This window comes from Citrobacter sp. SX206, assembly GCF_024181025.1.
GTDB lineage: Bacteria > Pseudomonadota > Gammaproteobacteria > Enterobacterales > Enterobacteriaceae > Citrobacter > Citrobacter youngae.
In genome coordinates this window covers 3058423-3085396 of sequence record NZ_CP049738.1, presented here as the reverse complement: position 1 = coordinate 3085396, position 26974 = coordinate 3058423, and the positions used below count along the sequence as shown (strand labels likewise).

Genomic DNA, 26974 nt, shown 5'->3' with positions numbered 1-26974 from the left:
GAAGAAAACCGGACTATTTTAAAAGCGATGAAAGGGGAAGGATTATTCCATCCCCAGCGCGCGTTTACCGTGGATATTCAAATCCTCCAGCGTGAAGCGTCCTTCCCAGTTCGTCTCATAATCCTCGCGCGGGAAATCACCCGGCGACGCGCCTTTTTCCAGCGCGGCTTTCACTTTGTGAGCGTAGGCCAGATTCTTTTCGCACATCGGTGCGGCAGGGATGTACATCACGTTGCCCCAACCCTGTTGATTTTCTACCGGCGCGACGGCGTGAATGACATCACAATGCCACCACACTGAGTCTCCGGCTTCCAGCTGTGGAATGCTGGTTAGCGCTTCAATCAGCAGCGGATGCCATTGCGCGGAAATCGGCAGGACTCTGCCGGGCGCGACGCCGCACAGTTCATCTTCCGGCACATCGTTAAGCAATGGGCGTAACAGCACATATGCCATCGCTTCTGGAATAGGGACCACGTGCAACAATCCCTGACCTGGCAGCATATCGGACAGCGCTGTCCAACCCTGGAAGGTACGGAAGACTGAACATTTGGTGGTGTTATCCACCGTGTACTCTTCTACTTCGGTGCGATGCGCAGCCTGCCATGGATCGTAATCGTCCAGTTTACCATTGAAAACATGAGCAAATACCCGCTGATACGCAGGCAGCAGCCAGCGTTCCAGCGCGCCGGAATCCGTGTGCGCGCCCAGCCCTTTGGAGGTGGTTCCCGGCGGACGGCGGCGTATACGGTCAGGGTAGATAACGCTGACATCCGGGTTAAACCATTGTTTACCTTCGCTTGAAAATGTCCAAAGACGATTGAGGAACGACTGTGCATTGGCCATTTCTTCACTCTGGCGGGCCTGCATCTGCGCCTGGGACCAGTAAATGGGGTAGATTTCAGGTCGCGATGCGCTCAGGGTGCCGAAGAAGTTATCGCCTGGCCCTTTGTAGACGTCATCAAAATGGTTGCGATCCAGGTAATCAAGCATCGACTGATCCCATGCCAGCGCCTGTTCGCGGGGGAAATGCCCCTTAATGACCGCGCATCCGCGACGCTTAATTTCTTCACGCTGCTCTGCACTCACGCGACCCGCTTTGATATCCGTATAGGACAACACCGGCCATACCGGGGAGCCTTGCGCTTTGAGGGCGTTGATTTCCGCCACGCGGGTGGCAATGGCATCGCTCAGCTGATTGAAGACCAACTGAACATCCCCAAGCTGTACCCGCAGTTGCTGTTTCATCTGACGGATTGCCGCTTTGTGATCGGCGGGCAATGTGTCGCTGGTAAAAGTAAAAGCCATAACCACCTCGCATAACTTTCATTTGAAACTTATCTAACTTACAAGTGCAATATAAGTTAAAGATAAGTTAATGCAAGTTTAAAAACTTGATGGTGTGCACGGAATGCAAAAACGGTGAGAACCGGAGCAGGTACTCCGGTTGGCAGGATCAGGCGTTAAAAGGCGAAGTGTTATCCAGCACCGCCTGAATCACGTTCAGCGCGCCTTGATGGTTATTATCGTTGGTCTGATAGCGGGCAATAAATTTGATGTTCTCGGCTGCATTAGCCATGGCGAAAGAGTAGTGCGCCATTTTCAACATTTCCGCGTCGTTGCCGCTGTCGCCAATGGCGACCACGTTTTGTGGTGACAGGTTCCAGCGTTTTAACAGACGGCTGATCCCGTTGGCTTTATGTAAGCCGGGAATGATCAGGTCGATAAACCCAAAGCCGCTGGTGACGGGCTTCATAATGCCGTCGAGAGCAGAATGAAGGTGATCGATAACTAATGGGATCTGTTGGTCAGGTAAATTCAGCGAGAACTTGAACAGCACATCGTCGATATCCTGGTAATCCTTTACGGGTTTCAGGCGATGGTAGTGTTTTGCCATCAACGCGACAAAGGACTCTGGGGCATTTTCGCTCACGTAGGCGCTTTGCAGTCCACAGGCCACAAAGTTGAGCTGCTTATCTTTGAGCAGTTCGCCAATGACAATGCGGGATTCGTGGCGGGTCAGCTCGCCGTGAAACAGTTGCTTACCATGTTCGAATACCAATGCTCCATTTTCGGCAACAAAGGAGATCTCATTTTTCAGCTCGGGGAAGAAGGAGATAAGCTGGTAGTACTGATTGCCGCTGGCCACGACAAATTCAATGTCTCTTTTTTTCAGTTCCTGGTACTGCGCCATAAAGCGTTCGCGATCGTATTGCTTGGCGTCGTCGAGAAACGTTCCGTCCATATCGGTGACGATAACGTTGATGGTCATATATGCTCCTGGCTTATAACTGCAACCAGAAACATTCTAATAACAATGTGACCTGTAGCACAAATTTAATTTCGAATGAAAGTAAAAGGCCGGGTGGCAGCTTCGCCTTACCCGGCTAAAGGGAGAGTATGTAGGCCCGGTAAGCACAGTGCCACCAGGCGGGAGGGGGTTACAGCATATGTTCAGTGCGCGCGATGATATCGTCCTGCGCATCCGGAGACAGCGCGGTGAAGAAGGCGGAATAACCCGCGACACGCACCACCAGGTCACGGTACTGATCCGGGTGTTTTTTGGCTTCCAGCAGCGTTTCACGAGAAACGATGTTGTACTGAATATGCCAGCCTTTGTGCTCTTCAAAGAAGGTACGCAGCAGAATCATCAGCTTTTGTTTATCAGACTCATTTTCCAGCGTGGCCGGGTTCAGCTTCTGGTTTAACAGTACGCCGCCGAGGATTGAGCCGGTAGGCAGTTTACCTACAGAGCCAATTACCGCCGTTGGGCCGAGATGGTCCGTACCGGAGGCCGGGCTGGCGCCTTCTGCCAGCGGAGTATGCGCTTTACGGCCATCCGGCGTTGCCATCGTTGCCGCGCCGAATGGTACGTTTGCGGAGATAGACGAGGTCCCGGCATAGTAGTTGCCGCCAACCGGACCACGGCCGTAACGCGGGTTGTGATACTGCTTAAGTTCGTCAATGTAGGTCTGATAAGCGCGAGCCAGCAGCGTATCAACGCTATCGTCATCGTTGCCGTACTTTGGCGCGCCGTTGATCAGGCGTTGACGCAACTGCTCGTGGGTCAGACCATCAAAATCATCAGCCAGCGCGGCGGCCAGTTGTTGTTGACCGATAGCGCCCTGTTCAAAGACCAGTTTCTTCACTGCTGCCAGGCTGTTGCCGAGGTTGGCGATACCCACCTGCAGACCGGATACCCAGTCATACTTCGCGCCGCCTTGCTTAATGCTCTTCGCGCGCTCAATACAATCATCTACCAGCGCAGAGCACAGAATATCGTGTACGTTTTCTTCCAGCATGGTGTCGACGACATACTCTATTTCGATGGATTTGCGCGTGTAGTAGCGGATCTGCGTATCCCAGGCCTCCATCACTTCATCGAAATTATTAAAGTTGCCGACTGAAAGCGCTTTTTCCTGCGGCAGGAATACTTTGCCGCTGGTGGCATCGCGTCCGCCTTCCAGCGCCGCCAGCATCACGCGGGCAAAGTTAATAAAGCTCATGCCGGTGCAACGGTAGCCCCATTTCCCGCCAACAGCGGTTTCGATGCAACCAATAGCTGCGTAGTCATAGGCGTCCTGCGGTTCAATGCCCAGCTTAATGAATTCCGGAATGACGATTTCATCGTTGTTAAAGGCTGGCATCCCGAAGCCGCAGCGGATCACCTGCACGCAGGCGTCAAGGAAGTCATTACTCATCCCCGCATGATAACGCACGCTGAGGTTCGGCTGGGTAGAGCGCAGTCGGCCACAGGATTCCAGAATGGCATAGGAGAGCGGGTTGACGGCATCTATCGCCTGACCGTTGACCAGGTTCTGGCCACCGATGGTCACGTTCTGATACAGCGGGCTGCCTGCTGAGGCTTTCGAGTGGGAGCCAGAGCGAATTTTGTTTACTTCCAGCAATTTCAGCCAGCAGCTGTGCAACAGCTCAATGGCGTGCTCACGATCGAGACTCTGGTTTAGTTCTACATCACGACGGTAGAACGGATAGAGGTACTGATCCATGCGGCCAAACGATACGGAGTGACCGTTCGATTCAATTTGCAGGATCAACTGGATGAAGTAGCACAACTGCAGCGCCTGCCAGAACGTTTTTGGCGGCTCATGGGCGATGACATCGCAGTTTTCCGCCATGGTCAGCAGTTCATCACGGCGGCTGGCGCGCGTTTCTGTGGACGCCATTTTACGCGCCAGCGCGGCAAAGCGCTCAATGTGCAGGCTGACGGCCTCCAGCACGATATCAATCGCTTTCAGGAACTGATCGCCATGGAGGTCTTCCAGACAAGTCAGATTAATGCGGGAACGACGTTCATCGACTTTGTGGCGCAGACCGTCGAGACCTTTTTCCAGCAGCAGCGGGAAGTTCACCGCCAGGTGTGCGTCGCCGGAGGTCATATTACCTTCAGCTTTGATAATGCCGGTTTCCAGCAGCCCTTTTTGTTCGTCGGTAAACATGCCGTAGCAGCGGTCCTGTACGGTCTGACCGCGCCACCATGGGCACACCTCATGCAATACGCGCTTGTTCTCTTCGCTAACCGCGAAGCCTGCACCGGGCCTGTCGGCGAGATCATCGATCTCTTTTTCAATCCAGGAGACGGTGTATTCCGGGAAGATTGGCGCGGCGCGTACTTCGCTTGCCTGGTTACCGATGATCAACTCGTCATGCTTGATCCAGATAGTGCGTTCCGCCAGGTGATGAGCCAGTGCCAGCGCACGGCGTACCGGGATGGGTTTATCCAGATGCTGTTGGTACATCTCGGTATAGTGCTGGGCGCGCTCGGTACAAACCGGCGGTTTCACGATGTGGATCAGGGCCGTTTTATGCGCTTTGATACGATCGCTGAGTGTGTCCAGTTTCAGAGTAGTCATGGCGATTATCCTCGTAGGGTCGCGGTTAAACCTTTAAGGCTGGCGTACTGCTGGGCAAATTTGAGCAGCGCAGGCGCATCAAGCGGTTTATCCGGGGCGTTGTAGGGTTGATTGAGTAAGTTGTACTTGTTGATGCCCAGCGTGTGGTAGGGCAAAAAATGGATCTCTCCGACGTGGAGTTCGTCGGCGGCAAAATCGGTAATGGCCTGAATAGCTGCTTCGTCAGCGTTGAATCCCTGAATCAGCGGGACGCGGATAATTATTTTTTTACCGGCGGCGGCCAGTTTTTTCAGGTTTTCCAGCACGCGAGAGGCGCTGCCATCGGTCCACTGTTTAAACGGCGCGTCGGCGACATGCTTTAAATCGGCCAGGAACAGATCAACGTAGGGTAATGACGGCTCAATATACTTCCAGGGAACATGCAAACAGGTTTCTACTGCCGTATGAATGCCTGCTTCGTGGCTGGCATGGAACAATTCAGCCGCCAGCTCTGGCTGCATAAACGGTTCGCCGCCGGAAAGCGTGAGTCCCCCTCCGCTGCGGTCGTAAAACGGTTTATCCCGCAATACGGTCGCCATGATTTCGTCCACGCTTTTTACCTCTCCACAGACGGTCAGCGCCAGGGTAGGGCAGCAGTGGGTCAGCGCCGTCAGAGCATCATCGGTCAGTTTTTCGCGATGAATCAGCAAACCGCTTAGTGCCCGCTCAATTACTTCGGGTGCTGCCTGAGCACAAAGATCGCAACCATCAAGGCACAGGCGTGCGTCATAGAGCAGATCCTGCGTACGGGCGCGGCTTTCCGGATTCTGGCACCACCGACAACCCAGTGAGCATCCCTTAAGGAACACCACGGTGCGGATACCTGGACCATCATGCGTGGAATAGCGCTGGATATTGAAAATCATAAGCGGCCTCTTTTCTTTCGTATAAAGATTAAATTACTTTCGAATGAAAGTTATATTGACGTGTGTCAACTAACCGCGAGGTTTCGCTGTGCTACCTTTTATTCATGCTAATTATTCGTTTGAGGAAAGGTGATGGAACTCTATTTAGATACGTCTGATGTTGCCGCGGTAAAAGCGCTGGCGCGTGTTTTTCCGTTGGCAGGGGTGACCACTAACCCAAGCATTGTGGCGGCAGGTAAGCAGACGCTGGACGTGTTACTGCCGCAATTGCAGGACGCGATGGGTGGGCAAGGCCGCCTGTTTGCACAGGTAATGGCGACCACCGCCGAAGGGATGGTCAGCGATGCGCGTAAACTGCGGGCAATCATCGCGGATATCGTCGTGAAAGTGCCGGTCACGGCAGAGGGGCTGGCAGCAATTAAATTGCTGAAAGAAGAGGGCATCCCGACGCTGGGGACCGCGGTTTACAGTGCTGCTCAGGGACTTTTAGCTGCGCTGGCTGGCGCCGAATATGTTGCGCCATACGTTAACCGCGTGGACGCTCAGGGGGGCGACGGCATTCAGACGGTGACCGATCTGCAGGCCTTATTGAAAATGCATGCCCCGCACGCCAAAGTGCTGGCAGCCAGTTTCAAAACGCCGCGTCAGGCGCTGGATTGCCTGCTGGTCGGCTGTGAGTCCATCACGCTGCCGCTGGATGTCGCTCAGCAGATGATTAGCTCTCCAGCCGTTGATGCTGCCGTGGCGAAGTTTGAGCACGACTGGCAGAGCGCATTTGGTCGCACGTCGATCTGATGCTGTTGCCGGGTGGCGCTAACGCTTACCCGGCCTACGTTCGAGCCGTTGTAGGTCGGGTAAGGCGAAGCCGCCACCCGACTTTTTTACCGACTACAAACCTCGCACCCCGGATTACGCATCAGCTTCATTTCGCGAAACTGGCAGGTCATGGCGTCGTACATGACGATTTTTCCAGACGCCGGTTTACCGTAGCTTGCCAGCAGCTTAATGGCTTCCATCGCCTGTAACGATCCGATCACGCCGATTAGCGGGGCCATCACGCCTGCCTCGACGCAGGTCAGGGCGTTTTCACCGAACAGACGGCTCAGGCAACGGTAGCAGGGCTCGCCTTCCTGATACGTAAAGACGGTAATTTGCCCTTCCATGCGAATTGCCGCACCGGAAACCAGCGGAACCCCGGCGGCAAAGCATCCTGCATTCAGCTGATTGCGGATGCTGACGTTATCCGTACAGTCCAGCACCAAATCGTGTTCGGCGATAAGCGAGTGAATCTCGCTCTCGTCCAGCAGCGCATTCACTGGCGTAATGGCGATATAGGGGTTGATTCGCGCCAGGGCGTCGCGGGCGGAGAGCACTTTCGGCTGTCCAACGGTCGCATCGCTGTGCAGCGTCTGACGCTGGAGATTCGACACAGAGACCGTGTCAAAGTCGAGCAGGGTTAAATGTCCGATGCCCGCGCCCGCCAGATACTGAGTTGCCGCGCATCCTAGCCCTCCCAGACCAACGACCAGTACCCGCGCCTCCTTGAGCGCTTCCTGACCTTCGAAATCGAAGCCGCGCAGAATGATTTGCCGGTTATAGCGCATCATCTCCTGGTCGCTGAGTTCTGCCATTACAGGCCTCCAAACAGTGCGTTAAACGGCTCGACCTCAACCCATTCTCCGGCTTCGACGTTACCACGGTCGCGTTCCAGCACGATAAAACAGTTGCCCAGGCTAAAGGAGCTAAAAATATGCGAGCCCTGATGTCCGGTAGTGGTGACTTCCAGTTCGCCTTCTGCGGTACGCTGTAATACACCGCGCTGAAAATCCAGACGGCCAGGCGTTTTCTTCAGACGTGATGCGGTGCGCACGCGCTGGCGTGGCGGCAGTCCGCAGGCGGTGTTACCGCTGAGTTTCGCCAGTAGCGGTTGGACCAGTTGATAAAAGGTGAGGGCCGCTGACACCGGGTTACCCGGCAGGCCGCAAAACCAGCTGTTGCTCAGTTTGCCAAAGGCGAACGGTTTACCGGGTTTGATGGCCAATTTCCAGAAGGCAATTTCTCCCAGTTCTTCCAGAATGGTTTTGGTGTAATCCGCTTCGCCAACAGAAACACCACCGGAACTGATAACGACGTCGGCCTGGCTGTCGGCTTCGATAAACGCGGCGCGCAGCGCGTTGGGATCGTCACGAATAATCCCTAAGTTGATCACCTCGCAGCCCAACTGCTGCAGCATCAGATGTACGGTCAGACGGTTAGTATCATAAATCTGTCCGTCGCCCAGCGGCTGACCCGGCAGTTGCAGTTCATCACCGGTGGAGAACAACGCCACGCGGACTTTGCGCACGACGGGGACATCGGCAATACCGAGCGAAGCCAGCACGGGAAGCTCGGCGGTGGTCAGGCGAGTCCCGGCGGGAAATACCACCGCGCCGTTGGCAATATCTTCACCGCGCAGACGAATATTTTGTCCGCTGCGGACGTCGGCGGTAAAACGCACACCGTCGTCAGTTTGTTCCGTTTGCTCCTGCATCACTACCGCTTCGCAACCGACAGGAACCGGGGCACCGGTCATAATACGGATGCAGGTTCCCGCAGGCCACTCGCCATGGAAAGGCTGACCGGCAAAGGCTTTACCTGCAACGGAGAGCGGCTGGCCGGATTGCAGATCGGCCAAACGCACCGCATAACCATCCATTGCAGAGTTATCGAATCCAGGGACATCAATCGGGGAGACGATGTCGGTCGCCAGAATACGACCAAAGCATTGAACCAGGGGCAGCGTTTCGACGGCGGTGAGTGGGGTAATACGCGAAAGCATCTGAGAGAGAGCCGTTTCAAGCGGCATCAGTCCGGCGGTAAATTCCATGTGAAGACTCCTGCGGGGCAAAATCGAATCCGGTTATTATGTCAGAAAATGGACGCGGACAGTATGCCACCTCAGGCTTAGGATCGGATCTGATAACGGTTTTCTGCCAGAGGATAGCGCGACAGGAAAAATGCCGTATAAACTCAATGTTTCTGCTTTTTTCCCTGGGGGCTAAATGACTCATAATATCCCGGACGCCATTCGACGCCAGGTGGATGCCGCCAGTGCGCTCATCCGCCAGATTTTTGAGGGGAATCTCGTTGCCATTCATTTGTATGGATCTGCTGTTGAAGGGGGATTAAAACCCCAAAGCGACATCGATTTACTGGTTACCATCAGGCAACCGCTGGATATGCAGCAAAGAAAAAAATTGATGCAGGATTTGCTGGCTATTTCTGCGCCTCCCGGCGTCTGCGTGCGGTATCGTGCGCTGGAAGTGACCGTTGTACTGTTCTCGCAGATTGTACCGTGGCGATTTCCACCGGCGAGAGAGATGCAGTTTGGTGAATGGTTGCGTGAAGATATCTGCGCTGGTGTGTATGAACCGGCGCAGGTGGATCCCGACCTTTCCATTCTGCTGACCCAGGCCCGGCGTGCCAGCGTACCGTTGTTCGGTGAACCCGCTGAGAGATTATTCAATGTCATCCCTTTTAGCGATATCGTACAAACATTTCGACATATCCTTGATATGTGGCAGAAACCGGCCGATTTAGAAGGGGACGAGCGGAATATTATCCTTGCTCTGGCACGCATCTGGTATAGCGCGATTACGGGCAATATTGTCGCTAAAGATGAGGCTGCGTACTGGCTGATACCGCAATTGCCCACTGAACATGCCGCCACGTTGCAGGCTGCGCGTGCGGAATATCTGGGGTTAACCAAAGAGAACTGGGCCGCATGTATGCCGTCTGTTGAACGCTTTGTGTTTTATGCAAAAAAACAGATTACCGATCGGTTGAATTAATTTATTCAATAACGTCGGGGAATCTCCTGTTTGTTGAACACTGCTGCATGACCTGATGCGAAGAAGTGTGAGGGGCGGGCCTTTACCTTTACATGACGTCTGCATCTTTCTATATTCAAAAATCGAATCAATAACTCACAGAAATTCTGATATTTATAACCCCGTTACCTGCCACCTTAATGGATGAAAAAAATGGGCAAAGCAGTCATTGCAATTCACGGCGGCGCTGGGGCAATAACCCGCGCAGAGCTAAGCCAGGAGCAGGAGTTGCGTTATATACAGGCGCTGTCAGATATCGTTGAAACCGGTCAACGTATGCTAGAAGCGGGCCGAAGCGCACTGGATGTTGTCACTGAGGCTGTGCGCCTACTGGAAGAGTGCCCTCTGTTTAACGCCGGAATTGGTGCTGTGTATACCCGTGATGAAACCCATGAACTGGATGCCTGCGTCATGGATGGTAATACCCTGCAAGCGGGTGCTGTCGCCGGAGTCAGTCATCTGCGCAACCCGATCCTCGCGGCGCGCCTGGTGATGGAACACAGCCCCCACGTCATGATGATTGGTGAAGGGGCAGAAAATTTTGCCATTGCCCAGGGTATGGAGCGCGTTTCGGCGGATATTTTCTCGACGCCAGAACGCTATGCACAGCTGCTGGCGGCGCAAGCTGCGGGTGAAACGGTGCTGGATCACAGTGCGACCCCGCTGGATGAAAACAATAAAATGGGTACCGTGGGTGCGGTTGCGCTGGATATGTTTGGCAATCTGGCGGCAGCAACATCGACTGGCGGGATGACCAACAAATTACCGGGTCGGGTGGGGGATAGTCCGCTGGTCGGCGCAGGCTGTTATGCCAATAACGCAAGTGTGGCCGTCTCCTGCACCGGAACAGGTGAAGTTTTTATTCGCGCGCTGGCGGCCTATGACATTGCGGCATTGATGGATTATGGCGGCCTGAGTTTATCAGAGGCGTGTGAACGCGTGGTGATGGAAAAATTACCGGCGCTGGGCGGCAGCGGTGGATTAATTGCTATCGATCATGAAGGGAATGTGGCTTTGCCGTTTAACAGCGAAGGCATGTACCGCGCCTGGGGATACGCAGGCGACACGCCCACCACTGGTATTTATCGGGAAAAAGGAGATACCGTTGCCACACAGTGATGAGCTTGATGCCCGTGATGTGCTGTCCGTCAGCAACCTGAATATTGCCTTTGAACAGGAGCAGCAACGCGTTAGCGCTGTGCGCAATCTGTCATTTCTCCTGAAGCGTGGCGAAACGCTGGCGATTGTTGGCGAATCCGGTTCCGGAAAATCGGTAACGGCCTTGTCGCTGATGCGTCTGATTGAACAGGCGGGCGGCGAGGTAAGCTGTGATGCGATGCTGCTACGGCGGCGTAATCGGCAGGTGATTGAACTCGGCGAGCAGAGCGCAGCCCAGATGCGCCATGTGCGTGGCGCGGATATCGCGATGATTTTCCAGGAGCCGATGACATCGCTTAACCCGGTGTTTACCGTCGGCGAGCAAATTGCCGAGTCTATCCGCTTGCACCAGGGTACCAGTCACGAAGAGGCGATGGTAGAAGCGAAGCGAATGCTCGATCAGGTGCGTATCCCCGAGGCGAAGGCGATTTTATCGCGTTATCCGCACCAGCTTTCCGGCGGCATGCGCCAGCGTGTGATGATTGCCATGGCGCTGTCGTGTCGCCCTGCGGTGTTGATTGCTGATGAGCCGACCACCGCGCTGGACGTCACGATTCAGGCACAGATCCTGCAACTGATAAAAGTGCTGCAGCAAGAGATGTCGATGGGCGTTATTTTTATCACCCACGATATGGGCGTGGTGGCAGATATCGCTGACCGGGTGCTGGTGATGTACCAGGGTGAAGCGGTCGAAACGGGCAGCGTTGAGCAGATTTTTCATGCTCCGCAGCATCCTTACACTCAAGCGCTGTTGGCAGCAGTGCCGCAACTTGGGGAGATGCGCGGGCATGACCTTCCGCGACGCTTCCCGCTTATTTCTCTGCACGATCCTCATCATGTTGAACCTCAAACCGAGCAGGACACGGTAGTTGAGGGAGAGCCGATTCTGCGGGTTCGCAACCTGGTGACACGTTTTCCCCTGCGTAGCGGCATCCTTAATCGCGTGACCCGTGAGGTGCATGCGGTGGAAAACGTCAGTTTTGATCTCTGGCCCGGCGAAACGCTTTCACTGGTAGGCGAGTCGGGGTGTGGTAAATCAACGACCGGGCGGGCATTGTTGCGTCTGGTGGAGTCCCTGCGCGGGGAGATTTTCTTCAAGGGACAACGCATTGATACCCTGGCCGCCAGCAAGTTGCAGCCGCTGCGTCGGGATATCCAGTTTATCTTCCAGGACCCTTATGCGTCGCTCGACCCCCGACAGACGGTGGGATATTCCATCTTAGAGCCACTGCGGGTGCACGGTTTGTTGCAAGGCGATGCGGCGACAAAACGGGTCGCATGGTTGCTCGAGCGTGTCGGGTTGCTACCTGAGCACGCCTGGCGCTATCCGCACGAATTTTCCGGTGGTCAGCGTCAGCGTATCTGTATAGCCCGGGCGTTGGCGCTCAATCCTAAAGTGATTATTGCCGATGAGTCCGTCTCGGCACTGGATGTCTCGATTCGCGGGCAAATTATTAATCTGTTGCTCGACCTACAGCGGGAAATGGGTATTGCGTACCTGTTTATTTCCCACGATATGGCGGTGGTGGAGCGTATTAGTCACCGCGTGGCGGTGATGTACCTGGGGCAGATTGTTGAGATCGGCACCCGACGGGCGGTGTTTGAAAATCCACAGCATCCCTACACGCGAAAACTTATGGCGGCAGTCCCGGTTGCCGATCCATCGCATCAAAGACCACAGCGCGTGCTGTTGTCGGATGATATCCCCAGTAATATCCGCAAACGCGGTGAAGAGATCCCCCCGGTTTCACTACAGTTAGTGGAACCGGGGCATTACGTTGCGCGCGTGCCAGCGGAAAGTGCGCTTTCGCGTTTATGACAGGCAGGCAGGGTTTAAGGAGAATAACATGACAAAAATTGTTGCTCGGAAATGGCTGGTTGCTGTGGGAGTGGCCTCTGCGCTGGCCGCATCGCCTGGCTGGGCCGCCAAAGATGTGGTGGTTGCTGTAGGGTCTAATTTCACCACGCTCGACCCCTATGACGCGAACGACACGTTGTCGCAGGCGGTAGCGAAGTCGTTTTATCAGGGGCTGTTCGGCCTTGATAAAGAGATGAAGCTGAAAAATGTGTTGGCGGAAAGCTATACCGTTTCTGATGATGGCCTGACGTACACCGTTAAACTGCGACAGGGCGTGAAGTTTCAGGATGGGACTGACTTCAATGCGGCTGCGGTAAAAGCCAACCTTGATCGCGCCAGTAATCCGGAAAACCACCTTAAACGCTATAACCTGTATAAGAATATCGATAAAACCGAGGTGGTTGATCCTGCTACAGTGAAGATTACGCTGAAGCAGCCATTCTCTGCCTTTATCAATATTCTGGCGCATCCGGCTACGGCGATGATATCTCCGGCTGCGCTGGAGAAATACGGGAAAGAGATAGGCTTTCATCCGGTAGGGACGGGGCCGTACCAGCTTGAAACCTGGAATCAGACCGACTTTGTCAAAGTTAAGAAGTTCGCGGGCTACTGGCAGCAGGGGTTGCCAAAGCTGGATACGATTACCTGGCGTCCGGTAACGGACAACAACACGCGTGCGGCAATGCTGCAAACCGGGGAAGCGCAGTTTGCTTTCCCTATTCCGTACGAGCAGGCGGCGTTACTGGCGAAGAATAAAAACCTGGAACTGGTCGCCAGCCCGTCTATTATGCAGCGTTATATCAGCATGAACGTCACGCAAAAACCGTTCGATAATCCGAAGGTGCGCGAGGCGTTGAATTATGCCATCAACCGTCAGGCGCTGGTGAAAGTGGCTTTTGCCGGTTACGCCACGCCGGCAACGGGCGTTCTTCCGCCATCAATAGCCTATGCGCAAAGCTACACGCCGTGGCCTTACGATCCGGCAAAAGCACGCCAATTGCTGAAAGAAGCGGGTTATCCCAACGGCTTTACCACCACGCTGTGGTCATCCCATAACCACAGCACCGCGCAGAAAGTGCTGCAATTTACCCAGCAGCAACTGGCGCAGGTGGGCGTGAAGGCTCAGGTGACGGCGATGGATGCCGGGCAGCGGGCGGCGGAAGTCGAGGGTAAGGCGCAGAAAGAAAGCGGGGTACGGATGTTCTACACCGGCTGGTCGGCGTCTACAGGCGAAGCGGACTGGGCGTTGTCGCCGCTGTTTGCGTCACAGAACTGGCCGCCAACCTTGTTTAATACCGCGTTCTACAGCAATAAGCAGGTGGACAGTGATTTAGCGGCGGCCTTGCAAACCAACGATCCGGCGCAGAAAGCGAAGCTGTACAAGGACGCGCAGGATATCATCTGGAAAGAGTCGCCGTGGATCCCGCTGGTGGTGGAGAAACTGATCTCGGCGCACAGTACGAATTTGACCGGATTCTGGATCATGCCCGACACCGGGTTTAGTTTTGATGACGCGGATTTGAAATAAGCTATTCATTCGGCCCTGCATGGACGGGGCCGGCGAAGGGAGTCTGATGCTCAACTATGTTTTCAAGCGCCTGCTGGGGTTGATTCCGACGCTGTTAATTGTGGCGGTGCTGGTATTTTTATTTGTTCACCTGCTACCCGGCGATCCGGCGCGGCTGATTGCCGGACCGGAAGCCGACGCCGAGGTGATTGAACTGGTGCGTACGCAGTTGGGTCTGGACCAGCCGCTGCATATTCAGTTCTGGCACTACATGACCAACGTGTTGCAAGGTGACTTCGGGACCTCGATGGTTTCTCGTCGTCCGGTTTCAGAAGAGATAGCCAGTCGTTTTATGCCGTCGCTATGGCTGACGATCGCCAGTATGGCGTGGGCGGTTTTGTTTGGTATGACGGCGGGGATCATTGCCGCCGTTTGGCGCAACCGCTGGCCTGACAGGTTGAGTATGACGCTGGCAGTAACCGGGATCTCTTTCCCGGCCTTTGCGCTTGGCATGCTGCTCATGCAGATATTCTCCGTTGAGCTTGGCTGGTTGCCCACCGTTGGCGCTGACACCTGGCTGCACTATATCCTTCCGTCAATTACGCTGGGTGCGGCGGTGGCCGCGGTGTTAGCCCGGTTTACTCGCGCATCGTTCGTCGATGTGCTCAGTGAAGACTATATGCGTACCGCGCGGGCCAAAGGGGTGAGTGAAACCTGGGTGGTATTAAAACATGGCTTGCGTAATGCGATGATCCCGGTGGTCACCATGATGGGGCTGCAGTTTGGCTTTTTGTTGGGCGGTTCTATTGTGGTTGAGAAGGTGTTCAACTGGCCTGGTCTTGGGCGATTGTTGGTCGACTCAGTTGAAATGCGCGACTACCCGGTGATCCAGGCCGAGGTGCTGTTGTTTTCTCTGGAGTTTATTCTTATCAACTTAGTGGTGGATGTGCTTTACGCCGCCATTAACCCAGCTATCAGGTACAAGTAAGGATGCGATTTTTTAACTGGCGCCGACAGGCGATTTTGAATGCAATGCCCCTTGTTAAGCCAGAGCAGATACGCACGCCGTGGCATGAGTTCTGGCGTCGTTTTCGCCGCCAGCGCATGGCGATGATTGCGGGTGTATTTGTCCTGGTCCTGATCGCGGTGGCGATTTTGGCTCGCTGGTTGACGCCATTTGATGCCGAGAACTACTTCGATTATGACCGACTGAATGATGGTCCCTCGATGCTGCACTGGTTTGGCGTTGACTCGCTTGGGCGGGATATTTTTAGCCGCGTACTGGTTGGCGCACAAATTTCTCTGGCGGCCGGGGTCTTTGCCGTATTTATTGGCGCGGCGATTGGCACGGTACTGGGTCTGCTGGCTGGATATTACGAAGGCTGGTGGGATCGGCTGATTATGCGTGTCTGTGATGTGCTGTTTGCCTTTCCAGGGATTTTGCTGGCAATAGCAGTGGTCGCCGTGCTGGGCAGCGGCATTGCGAACGTGATTATTGCGGTTGCGGTGTTTTCCATTCCGGCTTTTGCGCGACTGGTTCGTGGCAATACGTTGGTTCTCAAGCAACAAACATTTATTGAGTCAGCACGCAGCATTGGTGCCAGTGACGCGACCATCATTTTTAACCATATCCTGCCGGGGACGGTTTCATCGATCGTGGTCTTTTTTACTATGCGAATCGGCACGTCGATTATCTCTGCCGCGAGCCTGTCCTTCCTCGGTTTAGGGGCACAGCCGCCGACGCCAGAATGGGGGGCCATGCTCAATGAAGCGCGGGCTGATATGGTGATCGCGCCGCACGTGGCGATTTTCCCGGCGGTGGCGATATTCCTGACCGTGCTGGCGTTTAACCTGCTGGGGGATGGGTTGCGCGACGCGCTGGATCCGAAGATCAAAGGATAATACAAGGCCTGATAAGACGCGCTGGCGTCGTCATCAGGCGTTGCCGGATGCGGCGTAACGCCTTATCCGGCCTACGGTTGAGTTACGCTTATTAAACGCGAGTGCCCCACAGATCGTATTCATCTGCGTTTTCGACTTTCACGCGGAGGATATCGCCAGGTTTCACCTTGGTTTCACCATTCAGGTATACCGCGCCGTCGATTTCCGGAGCATCAGCCATGCTACGACCAATTGCGCCTTCTTCGTCAACTTCATCAACGATAACCAGAATCTCGCGGCCCACTTTCTCTTGCAAACGTTCAGCAGAGATCTGCTGTTGCAATTGCATAAAGCGGTTCCAGCGTTCTTCTTTCACCTCTTCCGGGATTTGATCCGGCAGGTCATTAGCGCCAGCGCCTTCTACCGGGCTGTATTTAAAGCAGCCCACGCGATCCAGACGCGCTTCCTTCAGGAAGTCGAGCAGCATCTGGAAGTCTTCTTCGGTTTCGCCCGGGAAGCCAACAATAAACGTTGAACGCAGGGTCAGTTCAGGGCAGATTTCACGCCACTGTTTAATACGTGCCAGCTGTCGGTCCACAGAGCCTGGGCGTTTCATCAGTTTAAGAATTCGCGGGCTTGCATGCTGCAGTGGGATGTCCAGATACGGCAGGATTTTCCCTTCCGCCATCAGCGGGATCACATCATCAACGTGCGGGTACGGGTAGACGTAATGCAGACGGGTCCAAATCCCCAGTTTTGACAACTGTTCGCACAGGTCAACCATGCTGGTTTTAACGGGCTCGCCGTTATGAAAACCGGTACGATGCTTTACATCCACACCGTAAGCAGAAGTATCCTGGGAGATCACCAGAATCTCTTTCACGCCCGCATCGACCAGACGTTTGGCTTCGCTGAGAACATCGCCAATCGGACGGCTCACCAGATCGCCACGCATCGACGGAATAATGCAGAACGTACAGCGGTGGTTACAGCCTTCAGAAATCTTCAGATAGGCATAATGGCGCGGCGTTAGCTTGACGCCCTGTTCAGGAACCAGGCTCAGGAAAGGATTATGCTTTGGTTTGGGAACATAGTGGTGAACGTGCTCCAGAACCTGTTCGTAGCTGTGCGGTCCGGTAATTTCCAGTACCTTCGGGTGGACCTCACGGATCTGATCGACTTTCGCGCCCAGACAGCCAGTGACGATCACCTTGCCGTTTTCGTTCAGCGCTTCACCAATGGCTTCCAGTGACTCCTGAACTGCGCTGTCGATAAAGCCGCAGGTGTTAACGATGACCATATCCGCGTCGTCGTAGCTTGGTACGACATCATAGCCTTCGGTACGAAGTTCGGTCAGGATGCGCTCAGAATCGACAAGGTTTTTCGGGCAGCCGAGGGAGACAAAGCCGATTTTCGGCTGGTGGGTTACATTGCTCATAGCGTAAAAAGTGTTCAGTTATTGGAATATTCAGGGCAGGGATTCTACAGAGTTCTGAACAAAAATTGTATCGCAATCTCAAATCATCAGCGGCCTGCCGGGCGCGGAATTAAAGATTATTTGTAAATTATGTTAATTTTAAGTGATGGATTGATCCTGGACACGACTTTGTTCAAAAAATAACCATACTATTAAGTTGCACCATAGTTGGAAAGAGGAGGAACAAGGTATGGTTGTTGACAGACTGAGAACCGATCTTCTCAACAAATTGATAAACGCCCGTATCGAACTTGCCGCTTATCTGCAGTTGAGAAAAGCGAAAGGCTATATGTCAGTCAGCGAGAGCGATCGTCTGCGTGATAACTTTTTTGAACTGAATCGCGAATTGCACGATCAATCACAGCTCCACGGTATGCATCTTGATCAGGAAGAGTGGAATGCCCTTCGTCGTGCTGAAGGGGCGTTAGCCGCCACCGCTGTTTGTCTGATGAGTGGACATCATGATTGTCCGAACTTTATTGCCGTTAATGCAGAGAAACTGGAAAACTGCCTGACAACGCTGACGCTGAGTATCCAGAGTTTGCAAGCTTATTCAACGCTGGAACACATCTGAACCAGGGGGAGGGCGCTCCCCCTTTTCGTTAAGATTATGTAAAAGTGGCGGGATAATTCCCCTTGCTGGCTACGCTTTAAGCAGAGCCATTAAGGAGGTGCTATGCGTCGACTCTTTCTCTGTGTTGCCTCACTGGCGTTGCTTTCCCCCTATGCCGCTGCCGTCAGGGTGGAGATCCTGCAAACCAAACTCGACCACCCGTGGTCGCTGGCCTTTTTACCCGATAATCGCAGTATGCTGATTACGCTCAGAGGAGGGCAACTTAGGCTCTGGCAACCCGATAAGGGGCTTTCCGACCCGCTGACCGGCGTACCCAAAGTCTGGGCGAATGGTCAGGGGGGACTGCTTGATGTGGCGTTGGCACCGGATTTTGCTCAATCCCGGCGGGTGTGGCTAAGCTTCGCGGAAGCTGACAGTGAAGGGAAAGCCGGAACAGCAGTAGGCTACGGGCTGTTAAGTGACGATCGTAAACACCTGCAGGACTTCCGGACGGTGTTCTGCCAAATGCCTAAGTTATCAACCGGGAATCATTTTGGCGGGCGTATGGTATTTGATGGCAACGGTTATTTGTTTATAGGCCTTGGCGAGAATAACCAGCGCATAACCGCTCAGGAACTGGATAAATTACAGGGCAAAGTGGTTCGACTAACAGACGAGGGCAAAATTCCACCGGATAACCCGTTTGTGAACCAGACTGGCGCGCGGGCTGAAATATGGTCGTATGGCATCCGCAATCCGCAGGGGATGGCGATGAATCCCTGGAGCGATGCGTTGTGGCTCAATGAGCATGGCCCACGCGGAGGCGATGAAATTAATATCCCCGAGAAAGGGAAAAACTACGGTTGGCCTATCGCGACCTGGGGTGTTAACTACAGTGGTTTGAAAATTCCCGAAGCAAAAGGCTCAATTGTGGCGGGCACCGAGCAGCCTATCTTTTACTGGGAAAAATCACCTGCTGTCAGTGGGATGGCCTTTTATAATCACGATACGTTCCCACAGTGGAGACACAAACTGTTTATTGGTGCGCTGAAAGAACAGGGGGTGATTGTGTTAAGCGTGAAAGGTAATACAGTGACGGAAGACGGGCGTATTTTGCATGACAGAGGGCAGCGAATCCGCGATGTGCGCGTCGGACCAGACGGTTATTTGTATGTATTAACCGACGAGTCCGACGGGGAATTGCTGAAAGTGAGTCCCTGACAGGATTAGCTGACCGGGATCATCACGACTTTCTGGAATGCCGGGCGCTCGGTGAGCTGTTGATACCAACGTTCCAGGTGAGGGCGCGGCGTCCAGCTCAGGCCGACATTAAACAGGTTATAGATGAACGGTGCGACGGCGATGTCCGCAGTGCCAAATTCAGCGCCAGAAAACCACGCCCGGTCGGCCAGCGCGTTGTCGAGAATGGCAAACAGGTTATCGCAGACCTTCGCACCGGCCTCGATGGCTGCCTGATCGCGTTGATCGGCAGGGGTTCTGACCAGACCAAATAAGATAACCCGATGTGCAGGGCTCAGCGTCTGGTTAGCCCAGTCCATCCATTTTTCACCCTCGGCGCGTTTCGCCGGAGCGTCAACCCACAGTCGTTTTTGCCCGTACTGGGCCGCCAGGTAGCGGACAATGGTATTGGATTCCCACAGCAATACGTCTGTTTCGTCATCGCGTAGCAGTGGAACCAGTCCGTTAGGGTTCATCGCCAGATAGTCTGCGTCATGATTTACGCCATGCTGTCCGCCAGCCAGAATTTGGCTATACGGCAGTTCCAGTTCTTCGAGTGTCCACAATACTTTTTTTACGTTGGTCGAATTATTGCGACCCCACAGTGTAATCATAGTAACCCCGCAAATTAATTGAGCAGCTTTATGGCTGCATTCTCTATCTGACTCGCTCACATGGTGGGGTAAACCTAATATTTACGCAACAAGGCGCAAAAAAATCGTGATGAGAGCAGCGCAGCGCGGCGTTATTGCATAAACTTTAAAAACTTTACCAACTTACGGTTTCTTTAAGCTCGTTAGTGCGTTATTACTCACCGCACTTATTTTACACGTCATCCATCAGAACTTTTCTGTATGGTTGGCTGAGGCAACTTGGCCGGTTTTGTGTAAACACGGTGTGGTATGACGTGGTTTTTTGGAATGGATACTCGGGTGGCATTTATGACGCAATACTTCTCTTCCCTACGCAGCCTTGCTGCAGGTTCAGCACTCTTAATCCTTTTGGCGCCGACCGTACAGGCGGCGGAACAACCAACGGCCCCGCCGAGCGTTGACGCACGTGCGTGGATCTTAATGGATTACGCCAGCGGCAAAGTGCTGGCGGAAGGTAATGCCGATGAGAAACTGGATCCCGCCAGTCTGACCAAGATTATGACCAGCTATGTGGTCGGTCAGGCGCTAAAAGCCGGGAAAATTAATCTGAATGACATGGTTACCGTCGGGAAAGATGCCTGGGCGACCGGGAATCCGGCCCTGCGCGGCTCTTCGGTGATGTTCCTCAAGCCTGGCGATCAGGTTGCGGTGTCCGATCTGAACAAAGGCGTGATCATTCAGTCTGGTAATGACGCCTGTATTGCGCTCGCTGATTATGTTGCCGGCAGCCAGGAATCGTTTATCGGTTTGATGAACGGCTATGCGCAAAAACTGGGATTGACCAACACGACTTTCCAGACAGTACATGGTCTGGATGCAGCAGGGCAGTTCAGTACCGCGCGTGATATGGCATTGTTGGGTAAAGCGTTAATCCACGATGTGCCGGAAGAGTACGCCATCCATAAAGAGAAAGAGTTTACCTTTAATAAAATTCGCCAGCCTAACCGTAACCGCCTGCTGTGGAGTACCAACCTGAATGTGGATGGTATGAAAACGGGCACCACGGCGGGAGCCGGTTATAACCTGGTTGCATCCGCGACACAGGGCGATATGCGTTTGATCTCCGTGGTGCTGGGGGCAAAAACCGATCGTATTCGCTTTAATGAATCCGAAAAGTTGCTGACATGGGGTTTCCGCTTCTTTGAAACCGTTACGCCGATTAAACCGGACGCCACCTTTGTTACCCAACGAGTCTGGTTTGGAGATAAGAGTGAAGTCAATCTGGGCGCTGGGGAAGGTGGGTCTGTGACCATTCCGCGCGGTCAGCTGAAAAACCTGAAGGCGAGCTTTACCCTGACAGAGCCACAACTGACCGCGCCACTGAAGAAGGGCCAGGTTGTGGGGACAATCGACTTCCAGTTGAACGGAAAATCTATTGAACAGCGTCCGTTGATGGTGATGGAAGCGGTGGACGAGGGGGGATTCTTTAGCCGGATGTGGGACTTCGTTATGATGAAATTCCACCAGTGGTTTGGTGGCTGGTTCTCTTAATCGCTGATGCCGGATGACGATATGAAAGCACCGTCATCCGGCACAAATTTAGTACATCAATTTGATATGCTGCGCTTTGGCATACTCGACAAACGCATCATCCGGGCGGTTATCGCTGATGATGGTATCAAAGCGTTTTAATTCGCCCATCCTCGCGGGACGCACTTTCCCAAACTTGCTGTGATCAACCACCAGAACATGGTACTGCGCCATCGACATCGCCCAGTGTTTAACCGGTAATTCCTCAAGGTTAAAACAGGTTGCGCCTTTATCGATATGCACGCCGGCTGCGGAATAAAAAGCGATATCCGGGCAGACGTTATTCAGGGTTTCCTGGAAATCGAGTGGCTTGAAAATAGCATTACTGGCATGGAATTCGCCGCCACATAAAATGACGCGGCACTGTGGTTTCTCCTGTAACACCAGAAACGTATTCAGTGAATAGCAGATTGCGGTGAACGGTAATTCATTATCGATCGCTTCAATGATCCACGGCGTTGTTGTTCCGCAGTCGAAGAAAACGGTCTGATGCGCCTGGACGAGGCTGGCTGCCTGTTGCGCAGCCCGGCGTTTTTCATCAACCAGGCGGGATTTTTGATCGCTGATTAAATAGTGGCTGGCGCTACGGGGTTCCAGAACAATATAGCCCCCAAGCAGTACGACCGGGGCCGTGTTATTATTCAGATCGCGACGAATGGTCATTTCTGATACACCCAGCAGTGTCGCGGCTTCTTTTAGGTGTAATTTATCGCTGCGTTTTAGCGCCTGCAGTAATTGACCAATACGCTCGTCGCGTCGAGTTTCCATAGTTCCCCTGGAGAGTAGAATACGTGCTCAGTTTCGCGCTTAATACTACTCTCTTTACCGTGGGTTAGTCACGTACCCAGCCTTTACGAATAGGCAGGGCAAAACAGGTGCGATAGCAGGTCTGCAAACCGTGGTACAGGGTTGTGCCGAATCGTTGCCAGATCATCTGGGCGCTCAGGCAGCCGATCAGACCTGCCAGTAACCCCCCCAGCATATCCAGCGGCCAGTGTACGCCGAGGTAAACACGCGACCAGGCAATCGCCACGGCGACGACCATCAACAGTGCTCCGGACCACAGGCGGTGCCAGAACAGGAAGGCCAACGCGAAGGTAAAGATAACCGTACCGTGGTCGCTCGGGAAGGAGTCATCTGCAGCATGGTGCAGGAAGTTGTAGCCGATATGATTGACGAATGGCCGGTCGTGAGGGAATAAATGTCCCATGATCCATGAAATGGTCAAGCCGACTGCCAGCGCAATCGCCATTTTTATGACCAACTGGCGCTGGATGGTCACGCGGTTTTGCGGCCCCCAAAGCCAGAGAATGATCGCCAGTAGCGGTACGATGCTAATCAGATCTTTGGCAATAAAAATGGCGAGCGAGATCGTCCATTGCGCAGAGTCCGGCGTGGCGTTGATCAGGTAAAAAAGCGAGTTGTTCAGATTTTCCAGCATAACATCCAGACTCAATGTAATCGTTAAAAAGGCCCATATTGGGGATCATAAAATTGCTTTCAGGCGATAAAAAGCGGTCTTGTCCTATTTGTCTGTTAACTGACTCTTTTTAAGACAATTAATGAGGCTTATTGAGCATGATAGCGGTCTCAACTTAAATTAACCTTAAAACAAAAAGCTATCGTGCAATTGAGTGTAAAAATGTGCGCATTTTGCTTTCAAATCACATAATTCACTATCACCAGTAAGGCGCATTTATTACACTTTGCGCGTTTTTTCATTTGTTAAGAGATTGCATGCAGAACCGTTTATCTTCAGGCGCCCGCTTGGGGCGTCAGGCATTACTTTTCCCTCTCTGTCTGGTGCTTTACGAATTCTCTACATATATCGGTAACGATATGATCCAACCCGGAATGTTGGCGGTGGTGGAGCAATATCAGGCCGGTTTAGATTGGGTTCCAACGTCCATGACCGCTTATCTGGCAGGCGGCATGTTTTTACAGTGGTTGTTAGGGCCGCTGTCGGACCGTGTTGGTCGTCGTCCGGTGATGTTAACCGGGGTGGTTTGGTTCATTGTGACCTGCCTCGCAACGCTGTTTGCACAAAATATTGAGCAATTTACTTTCCTGCGTTTTTTACAGGGGATTAGCCTGTGCTTTATTGGCGCGGTAGGTTACGCCGCAATTCAGGAGTCCTTTGAAGAAGCGGTGTGCATTAAAATCACTGCGCTAATGGCAAACGTAGCATTGATTGCACCGCTTTTGGGGCCGTTGGTTGGGGCCGCCTGGGTACATGTCCTTCCGTGGGAAGGCATGTTTGTCCTGTTTGCCGCGCTGGCTGCAATTGCCTTTTTTGGCCTGCAGCGCGCGATGCCGGAAACGGCTACCCGTCTGGGCGAGAAGCTTTCTATCAAAGAGTTGGGCAAAGATTATAAGCTGGTGCTAAAGAATGTGCGTTTTGTCGCAGGCGCACTGGCATTGGGCTTTGTCAGTCTGCCATTGCTGGCGTGGATTGCGCAGTCCCCGATCATTATTATCAGTGGCGAACATCTCAGCAGCTACGAATATGGCCTGCTGCAGGTGCCGATTTTTGGTGCACTGATTGCAGGTAACCTGGTGCTGGCGCGTCTGACATCCCGCCGCACGGTGCGCTCGCTGATCATCATGGGGGGCTGGCCAATCTCCGTGGGATTGATCATTGCCGCCGCGGCCACGGTTGTTTCTTCTCATGCGTATCTGTGGATGACGGCAGGTTTAAGTTTTTATGCATTTGGCATTGGTGTGGCGAATGCCGGCTTGGTGCGCCTGACGCTGTTTGCCAGTGAAATGAGCAAAGGGACAGTTTCAGCAGCAATGGGTATGCTGCAAATGCTGATATTTACCGTTGGTATTGAGCTGAGTAAACATGCTTATCTGCTGGGTGGAAACGGTTTGTTCAGTCTGTTTAATCTGGCCAGCGGTGTGCTGTGGCTGATTCTGATGGTTATCTTTCTGAAAGATAAGCGGGTAGGGAATTCCCGGGAAGGTTAAAGCCCGGTTTCCGGGCTTTGCAATCATTAGTGATGGTCATCAATCTGATGCTCAATGACCATCCCTTCACCTACGCTGGCAACATGACGCGCATACGGATGTGCGCGGTAAACAGGGGCTGGAGTGGCTGCCGGAGCAACATAAACCGTTTGCGGGGCAGTAGCGACACTGACCGCCTGCGGAACATTGACGGAAGAAGGAACAACCACTACTTTGTATCCGCTTGGTACATCAACGGTAACATTCTGTGCAAATGCTGTTCCTGCAAATCCCAGCAACACTGTTGCCATCAGTACACTTTTCTTCATAATCTGCTCACCTGAAATATTCACTGGAAGTAATAATCCAGTGGGTTAATTTGAGGCGGATTATGAATAGATCATGCCATCATTTTGTTGCCGTCTGTGCTGAGGCGTTAATGTGTAAACGGTGCTTCATTGTTTAACACGCGGTCGATAATATCCAGCACGCCCTCTTCGTTATTCGAACCCGCGCGATATTTCGCCGCCTGGATAACCGGCTCATGGGCGTTGGCCATTGCAAAACTAAATCCTGCCTGGCGCAGCATCTCGATATCATTTCCGCCATCGCCAAACACGACAACCTCATCGTTGGTAATATTCCAGCGTTGTTGCAGCAGGCGTAGGCCGTTGGCTTTATGAACACCCGGAATAATTAAATCGATACTGCCGTATCCGGTATGCACCGGTACCATAATGTCGCCAATCGCCTCATGAAGATCTGCCTGCACCTGGGGAATGCGATCGTCGGAGATATTCAGGCCAAATTTGAAGAATACATCGTTGATGTTGTCGAAGTTATCGACAAACTCAAGACGGTGATAATACATGGCAGAGATGGATTTATGCTCATCGCCGTACTGCTTCAGGGTGTAGGCACTGTTTTTACCACAGGCGATAATATCAACGTCTGCGCGGGTCAGCAGATATTCTACGATGGTCTGGAAATCGTCTTTTGCCAGTTCACCGTTAAAAATATCTTCCCCTTCGCTGACCACCCAGCCACCGTTTTCCGCCACAAATGAGATTTCATTGGCCAGTTCGGGAAAAAAAGAGATCAACTGGTAATACTGATTGCCGCTGGCGACTACAAAGCGGATCCCTTGTGCTTTCATTTGACGGTACTGCGCCATAAACCGCTCGCGGTTATAGGTCTTTTGGTCACTTAAAAACGTACCGTCCATGTCTACTGCAATTAACTTGATACCCATTAGCCGTTCTCCATCACAGTGGTATTTTTGACATCCGGTTTAGCCACAGCCTTCGCTACGATGGCTGCGACAAGCACCAGCGCCAGCACAACCAACATAGCGCTGCGCAGGCCATAGTGTTCACCCAAATAGCCCAGCAGCGGCGGACCTACCAGGAATGCCAGATAGCCAGTAGTCGCAACAACGCTCACGCGGGTTGGCGCATCAGGGCCGGTATCGCTGGCGGCTGAAATGGTCAGCGGGAAGCCGAGAGAAGCCCCTAGCCCCCAAAGGATCACCGAAACACCTGCCACCCATGAGCTGTCGACAAAAATGATCAGGCTGATACCGAGCGCGCCCATCAGTGCACTGGCGCGTACTACTGCCACACGGCTGTAGCGGTCGATGAACCAGCCACCGGTGAAGCGCCCGACGGTCATACCGAGCGTAAAGCCGGCATAAATCAGCGATCCGGATGTCGGGCTAAATCCATGTCCATCAACCATCAGTAATGGAAGCCAGTCGTTGGCGGAACCTTCGGCAAATGCCATTGCGAGCACCACGACGCCAATCAGCAGCAACTGCATATCGCGATAGAATGGCAACCCTTTTTCAACGGCGTGCGAACCGTCAGTAGCATTCTTACCTGTGCCGTCGGGGATAGCCTTAATAGCGATAAAAATAGGGGTAATAGCCACCATCGCCGCCAGCAGAATATGTGCTGTCGCGGGGACGCTGACGGCGGTAAGTACCATGCCAACACCTGCGCCAGCCAGCGTTCCAAGGCTGTAGAAACCATGCATCATCGGCAGAACAGTTTTGTTCATTTCACGCTCAACCGCTGCACCTTCGACGTTGATAGCCACTTCTGCCGCGCCAAAACTTGCGCCAAACACGCACAGACCAAACGCAAACAGCCAGGCGGAATGCAACCATAATGCGAGGCTGAGAATTGTCATTCCCAGAACCGCGCATGACATGGTGGCGCGGATGACGTTGCGTGTGCCAAATCGTTTCACCAGCCAGGCCGAACAAAGAATGCCACTCATCGAACCAATTGAGAGTCCAAACAGCACCGCACCCATTTCGGCGGTAGAGATGGAGAGAATATCTCTGATGGCAGGGGTACGCGTTGCCCAGGAGGCCATTAATAATCCTGGTAAAAAGAAGAACGTGAACAGCGCCCAGGTGCGACGTCTTAAGGCTTTGCGTGATGAGATGCCAGTCATGAATTCGAGCCAAAGAAAAGAGGGAAGAAGACAACATTAGCAAGGTTGTGTACATTTGTACACA

General features: G+C 53.3%; 24 protein-coding genes. 11 read left to right on the top strand and 13 right to left on the bottom strand.

What is annotated here, in order from left to right; translation table 11 throughout:
- Window positions 1-42: 42 nt before the first annotated feature.
- The 4 genes from G8S19_RS15095 to G8S19_RS15080 all read right to left on the bottom strand — a co-directional run bounded on the left by G8S19_RS15095 (window position 43) and on the right by G8S19_RS15080 (window position 5776).
- On the bottom strand, window positions 43-1305 hold the full coding sequence (locus tag G8S19_RS15095; protein ID WP_121584402.1) for a DUF1479 domain-containing protein: 1263 nt from the start codon (window positions 1303-1305) through the stop codon (window positions 43-45).
- A gap of 148 nt (window positions 1306-1453) precedes the next feature.
- The gene (locus tag G8S19_RS15090; RefSeq protein WP_253685472.1) at window positions 1454-2269 is read right to left on the bottom strand and encodes a Cof-type HAD-IIB family hydrolase; all 816 of its coding nucleotides are present in this window, start codon (window positions 2267-2269) and stop codon (window positions 1454-1456) included.
- Between the two features lie 169 nt (window positions 2270-2438).
- On the bottom strand, window positions 2439-4871 hold the full coding sequence (locus tag G8S19_RS15085) for a glycyl radical protein (protein ID WP_115602329.1): 2433 nt from the start codon (window positions 4869-4871) through the stop codon (window positions 2439-2441).
- Window positions 4872-4876: 5 nt separating this feature from the next.
- Window positions 4877-5776: a glycyl-radical enzyme activating protein gene (locus G8S19_RS15080; protein WP_253685470.1), complete on the bottom strand. Its 900-nt coding sequence runs from the start codon at window positions 5774-5776 to the stop codon at window positions 4877-4879.
- 132 nt (window positions 5777-5908) lie between these two features.
- On the opposite strand from G8S19_RS15080, the gene fsa reads away from it, so the two are divergent.
- Entirely contained in the window at window positions 5909-6571 is a 663-nt protein-coding gene (gene fsa, locus G8S19_RS15075) for a fructose-6-phosphate aldolase (protein WP_199969300.1), read from the top strand.
- An 86-nt stretch (window positions 6572-6657) separates the two neighbouring features.
- Here fsa and moeB read toward each other — a convergent pair whose 3' ends face one another.
- Window positions 6658-7407, bottom strand: a complete 750-nt coding sequence (gene moeB / locus G8S19_RS15070) for a molybdopterin-synthase adenylyltransferase MoeB (protein WP_061067595.1) — start codon at window positions 7405-7407, stop codon at window positions 6658-6660.
- A complete protein-coding gene (gene moeA / locus G8S19_RS15065) occupies window positions 7407-8642 on the bottom strand; it encodes a molybdopterin molybdotransferase MoeA (protein ID WP_253685468.1) in 1236 nt (411 codons plus the stop codon). Before moeA ends, moeB begins: the two co-directional genes overlap by 1 nt.
- 175 nt (window positions 8643-8817) lie before the next feature.
- On the opposite strand from moeA, the gene G8S19_RS15060 reads away from it, so the two are divergent.
- From G8S19_RS15060 to gsiD, 6 genes are all read left to right on the top strand, one after another.
- Window positions 8818-9606 carry an aminoglycoside adenylyltransferase family protein gene (locus G8S19_RS15060; protein WP_253685466.1) on the top strand — a complete coding sequence of 263 codons (789 nt, stop codon included), beginning with the start codon at window positions 8818-8820 and terminating at the stop codon, window positions 9604-9606.
- Between the two features lie 192 nt (window positions 9607-9798).
- Window positions 9799-10764, top strand: coding sequence for a beta-aspartyl-peptidase (iaaA, locus tag G8S19_RS15055; RefSeq protein WP_061067598.1), 966 nt, complete (start codon window positions 9799-9801; stop codon window positions 10762-10764).
- Entirely contained in the window at window positions 10751-12622 is a 1872-nt protein-coding gene (gene gsiA / locus G8S19_RS15050) for a glutathione ABC transporter ATP-binding protein GsiA (RefSeq protein ID WP_199969296.1), read from the top strand. The genes iaaA and gsiA overlap by 14 nt, the downstream gene beginning before the upstream one ends.
- Before the next feature lie 28 nt (window positions 12623-12650).
- On the top strand, window positions 12651-14189 hold the full coding sequence (gene gsiB, locus G8S19_RS15045; protein WP_115643659.1) for a glutathione ABC transporter substrate-binding protein GsiB: 1539 nt from the start codon (window positions 12651-12653) through the stop codon (window positions 14187-14189).
- A gap of 46 nt (window positions 14190-14235) precedes the next feature.
- The gene (gene gsiC / locus G8S19_RS15040; protein ID WP_048212175.1) at window positions 14236-15156 is read left to right on the top strand and encodes a glutathione ABC transporter permease GsiC; all 921 of its coding nucleotides are present in this window, start codon (window positions 14236-14238) and stop codon (window positions 15154-15156) included.
- Window positions 15157-15158: 2 nt separating this feature from the next.
- Window positions 15159-16070 carry a glutathione ABC transporter permease GsiD gene (gene gsiD, locus G8S19_RS15035; RefSeq protein ID WP_253685464.1) on the top strand — a complete coding sequence of 304 codons (912 nt, stop codon included), beginning with the start codon at window positions 15159-15161 and terminating at the stop codon, window positions 16068-16070.
- A 91-nt stretch (window positions 16071-16161) separates the two neighbouring features.
- Here the strand turns inward: gsiD and rimO are convergent, their stop codons facing one another.
- The gene (gene rimO / locus G8S19_RS15030; RefSeq protein ID WP_253685462.1) at window positions 16162-17487 is read right to left on the bottom strand and encodes a 30S ribosomal protein S12 methylthiotransferase RimO; all 1326 of its coding nucleotides are present in this window, start codon (window positions 17485-17487) and stop codon (window positions 16162-16164) included.
- A 229-nt stretch (window positions 17488-17716) separates the two neighbouring features.
- Between rimO and bssR the strand changes: the two genes are divergently transcribed.
- The gene (gene bssR, locus G8S19_RS15025; RefSeq protein WP_048212172.1) at window positions 17717-18100 is read left to right on the top strand and encodes a biofilm formation regulator BssR; all 384 of its coding nucleotides are present in this window, start codon (window positions 17717-17719) and stop codon (window positions 18098-18100) included.
- A gap of 102 nt (window positions 18101-18202) precedes the next feature.
- Complete coding sequence (locus G8S19_RS15020; RefSeq protein WP_253685460.1) at window positions 18203-19300, top strand: PQQ-dependent sugar dehydrogenase; 1098 nt, start codon at window positions 18203-18205, stop codon at window positions 19298-19300.
- 5 nt (window positions 19301-19305) lie between these two features.
- On the opposite strand, the gene G8S19_RS15015 is transcribed toward G8S19_RS15020, so the two are convergent.
- Window positions 19306-19932 (bottom strand): glutathione S-transferase family protein, encoded by a 627-nt coding sequence (locus G8S19_RS15015; protein WP_048212170.1) that lies wholly within the window; start codon window positions 19930-19932, stop codon window positions 19306-19308.
- 327 nt (window positions 19933-20259) lie between these two features.
- Here G8S19_RS15015 and dacC point away from each other — a divergent pair, with 327 nt between their 5' ends.
- Window positions 20260-21462 (top strand): serine-type D-Ala-D-Ala carboxypeptidase, encoded by a 1203-nt coding sequence (gene dacC / locus G8S19_RS15010; protein WP_048212608.1) that lies wholly within the window; start codon window positions 20260-20262, stop codon window positions 21460-21462.
- 48 nt (window positions 21463-21510) lie between these two features.
- Here the strand turns inward: dacC and deoR are convergent, their stop codons facing one another.
- The gene (gene deoR, locus G8S19_RS15005; protein WP_048212169.1) at window positions 21511-22269 is read right to left on the bottom strand and encodes a DNA-binding transcriptional repressor DeoR; all 759 of its coding nucleotides are present in this window, start codon (window positions 22267-22269) and stop codon (window positions 21511-21513) included.
- Between the two features lie 64 nt (window positions 22270-22333).
- Complete coding sequence (gene ybjG, locus G8S19_RS15000) at window positions 22334-22942, bottom strand: undecaprenyl-diphosphate phosphatase (RefSeq protein ID WP_048212168.1); 609 nt, start codon at window positions 22940-22942, stop codon at window positions 22334-22336.
- Window positions 22943-23238: 296 nt separating this feature from the next.
- Between ybjG and G8S19_RS14995 the strand changes: the two genes are divergently transcribed.
- Window positions 23239-24471, top strand: coding sequence for an MFS transporter (locus G8S19_RS14995; protein WP_121584408.1), 1233 nt, complete (start codon window positions 23239-23241; stop codon window positions 24469-24471).
- A gap of 26 nt (window positions 24472-24497) precedes the next feature.
- Here the strand turns inward: G8S19_RS14995 and G8S19_RS14990 are convergent, their stop codons facing one another.
- From G8S19_RS14990 to G8S19_RS14980, 3 genes are all read right to left on the bottom strand, one after another.
- Window positions 24498-24779, bottom strand: coding sequence for a hypothetical protein (locus G8S19_RS14990; protein ID WP_048212166.1), 282 nt, complete (start codon window positions 24777-24779; stop codon window positions 24498-24500).
- 107 nt (window positions 24780-24886) lie between these two features.
- Window positions 24887-25702, bottom strand: coding sequence for a Cof-type HAD-IIB family hydrolase (locus G8S19_RS14985; RefSeq protein WP_253685458.1), 816 nt, complete (start codon window positions 25700-25702; stop codon window positions 24887-24889).
- Complete coding sequence (locus tag G8S19_RS14980; protein WP_048212164.1) at window positions 25702-26910, bottom strand: MFS transporter; 1209 nt, start codon at window positions 26908-26910, stop codon at window positions 25702-25704. The genes G8S19_RS14985 and G8S19_RS14980 overlap by 1 nt, the downstream gene beginning before the upstream one ends.
- Window positions 26911-26974: the final 64 nt, after the last annotated feature.